Source organism: Flavobacterium sp. K77 (genome assembly GCF_021608205.1).
In the GTDB taxonomy this organism is placed as follows: Bacteria; Bacteroidota; Bacteroidia; order Flavobacteriales; family Flavobacteriaceae; genus Flavobacterium; species Flavobacterium turcicum.
Map to the genome: position 1 here is coordinate 275,100 of NZ_JAKIHO010000005.1, position 9,702 is coordinate 284,801.

Annotated in this window: 6 protein-coding genes; 3 read left to right on the top strand and 3 right to left on the bottom strand. The window is 36.7% G+C overall.

Annotation, left to right across the window (positions count from 1 at the left end; genetic code table 11):
* Positions 1 to 3: 3 nt before the first annotated feature.
* From L1S34_RS11270 to L1S34_RS11280, 3 genes are all read left to right on the top strand, one after another.
* Positions 4 to 1,071: an efflux RND transporter periplasmic adaptor subunit gene (locus tag L1S34_RS11270; protein ID WP_166135567.1), complete on the top strand. Its 1,068-nt coding sequence runs from the start codon at positions 4 to 6 to the stop codon at positions 1,069 to 1,071.
* A 43-nt stretch (positions 1,072 to 1,114) separates the two neighbouring features.
* Positions 1,115 to 4,267, top strand: a complete 3,153-nt coding sequence (locus L1S34_RS11275) for an efflux RND transporter permease subunit (protein ID WP_236364094.1) — start codon at positions 1,115 to 1,117, stop codon at positions 4,265 to 4,267.
* 343 nt (positions 4,268 to 4,610) lie between these two features.
* Complete coding sequence (locus L1S34_RS11280; RefSeq protein ID WP_236364095.1) at positions 4,611 to 5,258, top strand: hypothetical protein; 648 nt, start codon at positions 4,611 to 4,613, stop codon at positions 5,256 to 5,258.
* Positions 5,259 to 5,351: 93 nt separating this feature from the next.
* On the opposite strand, the gene L1S34_RS11285 is transcribed toward L1S34_RS11280, so the two are convergent.
* The 3 genes from L1S34_RS11285 to L1S34_RS11295 all read right to left on the bottom strand — a co-directional run.
* Positions 5,352 to 7,310 (bottom strand): OmpA family protein, encoded by a 1,959-nt coding sequence (locus L1S34_RS11285; protein WP_236364096.1) that lies wholly within the window; start codon positions 7,308 to 7,310, stop codon positions 5,352 to 5,354.
* Positions 7,311 to 7,322: 12 nt separating this feature from the next.
* Positions 7,323 to 8,240: a PorP/SprF family type IX secretion system membrane protein gene (locus L1S34_RS11290; RefSeq protein ID WP_166135558.1), complete on the bottom strand. Its 918-nt coding sequence runs from the start codon at positions 8,238 to 8,240 to the stop codon at positions 7,323 to 7,325.
* Between the two features lie 35 nt (positions 8,241 to 8,275).
* On the bottom strand, positions 8,276 to 9,702 hold a 1,427-nt coding region (locus tag L1S34_RS11295; protein WP_236364097.1), incomplete at its 5' end, for a gliding motility-associated C-terminal domain-containing protein.

A 9,702-nucleotide genomic window follows, 5' to 3' on the forward strand; every position in this document is an offset into this window, starting at 1 on the left:
ACCATGAAAAAAATTATAATTACCGCTGTTATCATCATAGGCAGTTTAGGTGTAATTGGATATATTTTAACCAATAACAAAAAAGAAAACGAAGCCAAAACAGCTATCGTTGCTGAAAAAAATGCAACAGTATCCGTGCGAACTGAGGTTGTAAAAACAGAAGTTGTTTCTCTTGACTTTGTTTCAAACGGAAATTTTGAACCTGTGCAAGAATTAAAATTCTCAGCTGAAAAATCAGGTAAAATAACCAAAATACTAGCCAAAGAAGGTGATTATGTGAGCGTAGGACAAACTCTTGCTATTGTACGTAGTGATGTTGTGAATGTAAACGCACAAAATGCAAATGCCGTTTACCAAAATGCAGTTGCTGATTACAACCGATTTGAAAACGCATTCAAAACAGGTGGTGTGACTAAACAACAGTTAGACCAAGCCAAACTTCAAATGGTAAATGCTAAATCGCAATTAACACAAGCAAACATCAACGTAGGAGATACTAGAATCAAAGCTCCAATAAGCGGATTCATCAATAAAAAATATATTGAAGTAGGTTCTATCATTACAGGAATGCCTGCTACTGAATTATTTGACATTGTAAACGTTTCCAAGTTAAAATTAAATGTAAGCGTAAACGAAAGTCAAGTTGCTACTTTAAAAGTTGGTAATTCAGTTAATGTAACTGCGAGTGTTTATCCAGATAAATCATTCTCAGGAAAAATTACTTTTATCGCTGCAAAAGCAGATCAATCATTGAATTTTCCTGTGGAAATTGAAATTACAAATAATGCCACTAAAGATTTAAAAGCTGGAATGTATGGTACGGCTGCATTTGCCTCAAACCAACAAAAACAAGCTTTGAAAATTGTTCCTAGAAATGCCTTTGTAGGTAGTGTAAGCAGTAATCAAATATTTGTAATTGAAAATGGAGCTGCAAAATTAAAAACGGTAACTGCGGGTAAAATTCTAGGCGATAAAGTCGAAATTTTAAACGGTCTTGAAGATGGTGACCAAGTAATTGTAACCGGACAAATCAATTTACAAGACGGAACCAAAGTGGAGGTTATTAAATAAGTCTTAAAGTCGAAAGTCTTAAAGTCATAAAGAAAAACAACTTATGAAATTAGCAGAAATATCCATAAAACGTCCCTCGTTGGTAATTGTATTGTTTACAATTCTGACCCTTGGTGGACTGTTCAGTTACAGTAATTTGGGTTACGAATTGATTCCAAAATTTGAAACTAATGTAATTACCATCGCTACCATTTACCCTGGAGCATCGCCTAGTGAGGTAGAAAATACCGTTACTAAAAAAATTGAGGACGCGATTGCCTCTCTTGAAAACATTAAAAAAATAGACTCTAAGTCGTACGAAAGTTTATCAACCGTATCGATCACATTGACTTCTACAGCCGATGTTAATATTTCGATGAACGATGCGCAACGAAAAATAAATGCCGTTTTAGGGGAACTTCCTGATGATGTAGAAACACCCTCATTGACCAAATTCTCCTTGAGTGATTTACCAATTATGACTCTTGGTGCCAATGGAAACATGGACGAGGTAGCTTTTTACGATCTTGTTGACAAAAAATTAGCTCCTGTTATTTCACGTGTTGAAGGTGTGGCTCAGGTAAATATTATTGGTGGTCAAGAACGTGAAATTCAAGTGAATCTGGATGCAGTAAAAATGCAGGCCTACGGACTTTCTATTCCGCAAGTACAACAAAATATTCTTTCCTCTAATTTAGATTTCCCTACCGGAAACATTCAAACTCGTGAGCAAAAAATATTAATTCGTTTAGCTGGAAAATACAAAAATGTTGACGAATTAAGAAACCTAATTGTTTCCTCTAGAAATGGCATTCAAGTGCGCCTTGGTGATATTGCTGACGTACAGGATACCCAAAAAATCACTGAGAAAGTTGCACGTGTGAACCGAAAAAGCGCCATCATCTTACAGATTATCAAACAATCTGATGCGAATGCGGTTGCGGTAAGTGAGGAATTGGTGAAAGCCATTGCTAAACTTGAAACGGATTACAAACCAGTAGGTCTAAAACTTGCAGTAGCTAAGGACAGTACTGTTTTTACACTTGAAGCGGCTGACGCAGTAGTGCATGATTTACTTATTGCCGTACTTCTTGTGGCGCTTGTAATGTTGTTTTTCTTGCACAGTATCAGAAACTCATTGATCGTAATGGTATCTATTCCGGCTTCATTAATTGCAACATTTATCGGGATTTATTTGATGGGTTATACCTTAAACTTAATGAGTTTATTAGGTTTGTCTCTTGTGGTAGGTATCTTGGTGGATGATGCCATTGTGGTACTCGAAAATATTTATAGGCACATGGAAATGGGCAAGAATAAAGTGCGAGCGGCTTATGATGGTACTGCCGAAATTGGTGGAACCGTAGTATCGATTACCTTGGTAATTGTGGTAGTATTTTTACCTATCGCTATGAGTACAGGTTTAGTATCAAACATTATCACGCAATTTTGTGTAACTGTAATTATCTCAACCTTGTTATCATTGGTAGCATCGTTTACTATTATTCCTTGGTTGTCTTCAAGATACGGTAGATTAGAGCACATTACTGGTAAAAACCTTTTTGGAAGAATCATTCTTGGGTTTGAAAGTTACTTGACTCGTTTTACAAACTGGATCTCTAGATTATTAGAATGGTGTTTGGATCATTATGTAAAAACCTTAGTGATTATAGTTGTGATCTTCTTTGGATCGATGATTAGTTTATTAGGTGGTGGATTCATTGGTGGAGAATTCTTTGCAGCTTCTGATAGTGGTGAGTTCTTAGTTCAAATAGAAATGCCAAAAGACGCGTCATTGGAACAGACCAATTTCATGACTCAAAAAGCAGAAGATTTCTTGTCTAAAGAAGCCTATGTTTTTAGTCAAATTACAACCGTAGGTCAAAACAGTACTGGATTAGGTGCTTCACAAGCTACGGCATACAAAGCAGAAATCAACGTGAAAATGGTAGGTTTAGACAAACGTGATGAACCTGCAAATGTATATGCAGCTAAGACCAAACGTAAACTAGAAAAAGTTTTAGTGGGTGCCAAGGTAAAAACAGTTCCTGTTGGTATTTTAGGTACTGCGGAAGATGCTACTTTGAATTTAATTGTAACTGGACCCGATGTAGCTAGCGCTATGCTTTTTGCGAAAGCGGCCGAAAAAGAATTACGTACAATTCCTGGAGCTACCGAAATTGAATTGTCTGTAGAGGACGGTAATCCAGAAGTAAACGTAAAAGTAGATCGTGATAAAATGGCTGCTCTTGGATTGAGCTTACAAACAGTAGGTATCACCATGCAAACGGCGTTTAGCGGAAATACTGACGGACGTTTCAGAGCGGGTGAATACGAGTACGACATCAACATTAAATACAACGCTTTTGACAGAAAAAGTATTGCTGATGTAAGTAACTTGATCTTCATAAACGATATGGGTCAGCAAATTAAATTGAATCAATTTGCGACCGTAACCGAAGGTTCTGGACCAAGTCAATTAGAGCGTAGAGACAAATCAGCATCGGTAACGGTGAAGGGTCAAAACGTAGGAGTTGCCTCTGGTACCATTGTAGGAATGTGGCAAGAAAAAATTGATAAGCTCAAAAAACCTGTTGGGGTAAATTACATTTGGGGTGGTGATCAAGAAAACCAAGCTGAAGGTTTTGGAACGCTAGGAATTGCATTATTAGCAGCTATTATTTTGGTTTATTTGGTAATGGTTTCGTTATATGACAGTTTTGTGCATCCATTTGTGGTATTGTTTGCCATTCCGCTTTCGTTTATTGGTGCCATGTTGGCCTTGGCTTTGACCAATAATACATTGAACATATTTACCATTTTGGGTATTATCATGCTTATTGGTTTGGTTTGTAAAAACGCGATCATGTTGGTAGATTACACCAACCAAAGACGTAAAGCTGGTGAAACAGTAAGAACGGCCTTGATTCAAGCCAATCATGCAAGGCTACGTCCTATTTTGATGACCACAATTGCGATGGTTTTTGGTATGTTCCCAATTGCATTAGCATCAGGAGCTGGAGCCGAATGGAAAAACGGTCTGGCTTGGGTAATTATTGGTGGATTAATATCTTCATTATTCTTAACGCTTGTTGTGGTTCCTGTAATTTACCAAATTATGGAGAAAATCATAAACAGAGTTTCTAAAGGAGAAAAGGTAGATTATGAAGCTGAAATGGTTGCTGATTACGACCACAGAGAAGTGAGCGAACACTAAATAATAGATCATTCTTATTTAACACAAAACCGACCTGCTCTTGATAGATGCAGGTCGGTTTTTTCGTTTTGAAAATAATTAACAAAGTAGAAAAAATATACCTGATATCCCTTTCAACAATAGGTCAACTAAAAAATATCTTTTTACTAAAATCAAAAATTCAGACAGCGTTAAGATTTTAAAAGCTAAAATACAGCGCTTTAAAGCTTATTTCCTTAACTAAAATAAATCAGCACTACAGCAATATTTTTTTTGGCACGCTACTTGAATATCTCTTATCAAATAAGTTTAAAGCGGCAACCGAAAAGCTAACGAGTAGGTACCAATCAAAAAATGAAATATCATGAAAAAAATTACTCTTTTAGTTGCAAGTTGCTTTGTTTTGGGAGGCGGTATCGCTACGGCCACTGCAACAACAACTTCTAGCATTGGTGGAAAATCAATTATCGATTTCAATAATGAAGATCCAATTGTGTTTATAGAACGCGGTATCGAATTTTATGTATTCCCTGATGGGCAAATAGATTTTAATACACGACCAGATGCCAAAGGCGGTATGTCTTACAGAACAGCCCCAAGTCGCGGTACTAACAAAACGTATGGCGCTCCGGTGAATAATCGAAAAGGAGATTATGGAGTACGCGTTTCTCACGATAATTTGGGTCGTGTTCGCCAAGTGGGCAATGTTTTTATAAACTATGATGCCTTTGACCGTGTAAAGCGAATAGGCTCTGTATTCATGTCTTACAACCGTTATGCCTTAGAGCGCGTAGGTGGTTTAGAAATTATTTACAACAGACGTGGACAAATTGTTGATCTTATTGGTTCTGTAAAAGGAGGTCGTTCCGTTTATGGCAGTAAAGGCGACTATGATGACCGCTACGAGTCTAAAAACGATGACACGTACTATTTCAGAAGCGACCGCAATACGAGCGCTATCGAAGCAAAAGTAGCTGCAAATACAGCAATAGTTCTTAATAGAAATAAATAGTTTGGTTTGGTTGAAAATTGATTAGTTAAAAAAACCCCGTTGAATTGTATCAACGGGGTTTTGCTTTTAACACGCTTAGCGTTTCTTGTATTTTTAATCCATAGAAATAATAACAAATTCACTTCTACGATTGGCTTGATGTTGTTCCTCTGTACAGTTTGATTTGTTCGTTGGTTCACATCCACAATCATTAACAAGCTGCGATTCGCCGTATCCTTTTGCAGTTAATCTATTTGCGTCTATGCCGTTTTTGATCAGCCAAGCCTTTGTAGATTTTGCTCTTCTATCAGATAATGCTTGGTTATAAGCAACCGTTTGTCTACAATCGGTATGAGATCTAATATCAATTTTCATTTTTGGGTATTGCTGCATAACTGCTAATACCTTCTCTAATTCAAAGGCTGCATCTTTTCTGATAAATGATTTATCTAAATCAAAGTACAAAATTGGAATATCTAATGTTTTGGCCAAATCAGTGCCTACATCAACACGTTTTTGACGCGGTTCAAGCGCTAAAGGCTGTTTGGTTTCGCCAGACGTTTTCGCAATAGCTACCATTTGTTCTTTAGTTTCGTAATCTGCTTTTTCTCCACGTAAATAATACGATTTTCCACAGTCAATTGCAAATGAATAAGCACCATCATTACCAACCGTAACTTCTTTAATCAGTTTAAAAGAGCTATCAAACAAACTCACTTTGGCATTGGCCAGAACTTGTCCACTTTCTTGATCAGTTATAATACCGGTTAGTAATTGCTCACAAACGGGAACGGGCAAAGCTGAAAAAGTATAAATATCATCAGATCCTAAACCACCTTCTCTATTTGAAGTAAAGAAACCTTTTGTTTTATTAGCATTCATCAACAAAGCAAAATCATCTTTGGAACTGTTTATTGGCGCTCCAATGTTTTGGACTCCATCAACAGTATTTGACGCATTTACTTTAGAACTAAATACATCTAAACCTCCTAAACCAGGATGACCGTCACTAGCAAAATACAATGTGTTGTCGGCAGCGATAAACGGAAAAGTTTCGCGCCCTTCAGTGTTAATTGAGATACCTAAGTTCTGAGGAGTTCCATAACTATCATCAGAGTTAATAGTAACATACCATAAATCTGACAATCCTTTTGTACCCGGCATATCAGATGTAAAATATAATAGTTTTTCATCCAAACTCAATGTAGGATGTGCCACACTGTATTCATTGCTGTTAAATGGCAACTCTTGTACATTGACCCATTTACCATCTTGCTTAGTTGCTTTGTACAATTTGAGCAAGGTTACTCTACTTTTATCTTTTTGTTTTTTACCGTTTAAATAGTTGTTTCTGGTAAAATACATGGTAGATCCGTCTTTAGTAAAAACAGGAGTCGACTCATGAAACTTAGTATTAATTGTTGTGTTAAATAGTTTTGGATTACTAGCCTTACCATCTGTATCAACTGGAGCAATATACAAATTTGTAAAAGCCTCGTTATTCCATTTGAAAACTTTTTTTGCAACTCCGCCAGTATCTCTTGCTGAAGCGAACAATAATGAATTATCTAAGAATGAACTTCCATAATCAGAATAAGGCGAATTAATTCCTGCATCTGCAACTTCAAAACGTCCTGAATTTGCTTTAATATCCTCTAAATAATCCTTTTGATTTGAGAAAAGCTTAGCTCTTTGATCATTAGCGGCTACAGCAGTAAATTTTTCAAGTATCACATTGGCTTTGTCGTACTGACCAACAGCTTTTAAAGTTTGTGCGTAGCGGTAATAATATTCTGGTTGTTGAACTTGGTTCATATTAAAAAGTTCAGTGTACCATTTTTCTGCAGCTACTAAATTAGCAATGAAATAATAAGAGTCCCCCAATTTTCGGAACATCTTTTCATCTTTATAGCCTTTTTCTGCAACTTTTTCGTAGGTCGCGATGGCATCTACAAAAGAATAATTGTCGAACTTTTTGTCGGCTTGAATCACTTCCTTATTCTGACCCCAAGAACTTAAGGCCACCAATACAAGTAGAAAAGCGAGACTGTAGGATTTCATATTTGTTTTCATAATGAACTTATTTTAGAAGAATCTTGGAGAGGTAATTCTGTTGTATTTATTAAAGATCTCATAACGTAGAAAAATCTCATGCGAACCAGAGTTGTAATTAGCTAAACGAGTTGTTTCTAGGTCATAACCATAGCCAATAAACCAAGAGTCAGAAACTTGAAAACCTACTAATGCACTTAAAGCAGCACTCCATCTGTACGCGACACCTGCAGTAAACTTTTCATTAAACATAAAATTGGCTGACAAATCAACTTGTAATGGCGCACCTTGAACCAACTTAGTCATCATAGCAGGCTTAAACTTTAGATTATAAGTCAAATCAAAAACATGACCCGCTGTAAGATAATAATTAACTCTTTCGCGAGCGATGTAAGAAGTAGATCCTTGGCTTGCCGTACGATCAAAATGTTTTGTTTCTAGCAAATTTGGCGCCGAAAGACCAACATACGTGTTGTCAGAGTACCAATACAATCCAACTCCAATATTAGGAGAAAATCGATTATCAATGTTGCCTTCTAGAACATTTTCATATTGTTTGAGTTTACTGAAATTAACCGATAATAAATTCGCTGATGCTTTCATACCAAAAGCCAACTTAAAATCTTCAGAAGTGTTGATATAGTATGAAAAATCAACAGCCAAATTACTCTCATCAGAAGGACCGATTTTATCATTAATTACCGATACTCCAAGTCCTACTTTAGACTCATTAATGGGAAAATTAATGGATGCAGTGTTTGTTACTGGTGCACCGTCAAGGCCGACCCATTGCGTTCTATACAATGCAAAAATACTCATCGATTGACGTGATCCTGCATAAGCAGGATTCACGTTAATAGTGTTATACATATATTGTGTAAACTGAGCATCCTGTTGCGCGCTTATTGTGGCAGTAAACAACAGTAAAATAGCTATTAGTTTTGTTTTCATGTTCTATCGTTTTAGACTTAGCAAATTAGTGTTGATTATCTATTGATGTATAAGTATCCTGCTTTTTCAAAATTATTACCAGCACTATCCTTGTATTTCAAGATGTAGTAATAAGTTCCTTCTGGCAGTTCTTCAGATTGTTTTACAGTTACTCTTCCTTCTGAAACACCTCTAAAGGCTCTATCATCATTATTGTAACTGTTTCTTTCAAATACTAGTACACCCCAACGGTTGTATATTTCTACTCTATTGTCTTGATAACATTCTAATCCTCTGATTCTAAATATTTTGTTATCACCTGCGCCATTTGGAATAACGGCATTGAACACTTCAATTTGACAGCCATTAACTCCTAATACGGTAGGACGATCATCAACCGTACTTGAATCATCAGAAAGATCCGTTACAACAACTCCCAATGGAGTAGTTCCACGTACTTGAGCTTGATTAGAGACACTACCAAGATTAATATCACTTTGTTTTAAAGCGTATACTCCTTGGTATGCAGTAGTATTGGTTTCATTAATGTTTAGAACAGCAATTGGAGCACCAGTCAATATTAATCCTGGTAGATTATCTGTTACAACCACGTTATTCAACACAACATTTCCTGAATTTGTCACTTCAAATCTGTAAGTAATAGTTTCTCCTGCTTGAGCAAAACCATCTCCATTTTCATCATTAAACACTGCTGTTTTAATGATTGATATTTTAGGAGATTCTGGAACCACAACTGTTGCCGTTGCAGTGGTACAGTTTGCTGGTACAGCACCAGTCTCACAAATTTGATATCTAATGGTATATGTACCTGCAGTTGTATTTGGAGCAACTGTTAAATTACCTTCAGCATCAATACTCAACGGACCGTCAGTTACAGGAGTCACATCAGTGGTAGCTGCTGTTACACGTTGACCGTTTAAAGTATCATTATCAGTAACATTACCTCCAGTAGCTGGGAATACATTGTTATCTGCAACTATTGGATTAAAAATCACGATGGTTACCATTGCTGTAGTACAATTTGCTGGAACAGCGCCAACTTCACAAATTTGATAAACAATTGTATAAGTACCACTTGGCGTATTTGGAGCAACAGTAACATTACCTGCTGCATCGATACTTAATGGACCATTTGTTGCCGGTGTAACTGCTATCATTCCTGCAGGAACTGGCTGACCATTTAATGTATCGTTGCCTAAAACATTACCTCCTGTTCTTGGAAGAGTATCGTTACCTGCTACAATTGTTGGGTTATTAATCACAACAGTTACAGTAGCTGTTGTACAATTCGCTGGGGTAGCACCTGCCTCACAGATCTCATACGTTAAAGTATATGTTCCGCTTGCTGTGTTTGGAGCTACTGTTACGTTTCCGTCTACATCAATACTCAATGGTCCGTTCGTTGCCGGTGTTACATTGGTGTTGGCTATCGTTGCAACTTGTCCGTTTACTGTATCATTAC

Coding starts and splice junctions, on each gene's coding strand:
- L1S34_RS11270 (WP_166135567.1), top strand. CDS start 4: ATGAAAAAAATTATAATTACCGCTGTTATCATCATAGGCAGTTTAGGT.
- L1S34_RS11290 (WP_166135558.1), bottom strand. CDS start 8,240: ATGAAAACAAAACTAATAGCTATTTTACTGTTGTTTACTGCCACAATA.
- L1S34_RS11280 (WP_236364095.1), top strand. CDS start 4,611: ATGAAAAAAATTACTCTTTTAGTTGCAAGTTGCTTTGTTTTGGGAGGC.
- L1S34_RS11275 (WP_236364094.1), top strand. CDS start 1,115: ATGAAATTAGCAGAAATATCCATAAAACGTCCCTCGTTGGTAATTGTA.
- L1S34_RS11285 (WP_236364096.1), bottom strand. CDS start 7,310: ATGAAAACAAATATGAAATCCTACAGTCTCGCTTTTCTACTTGTATTG.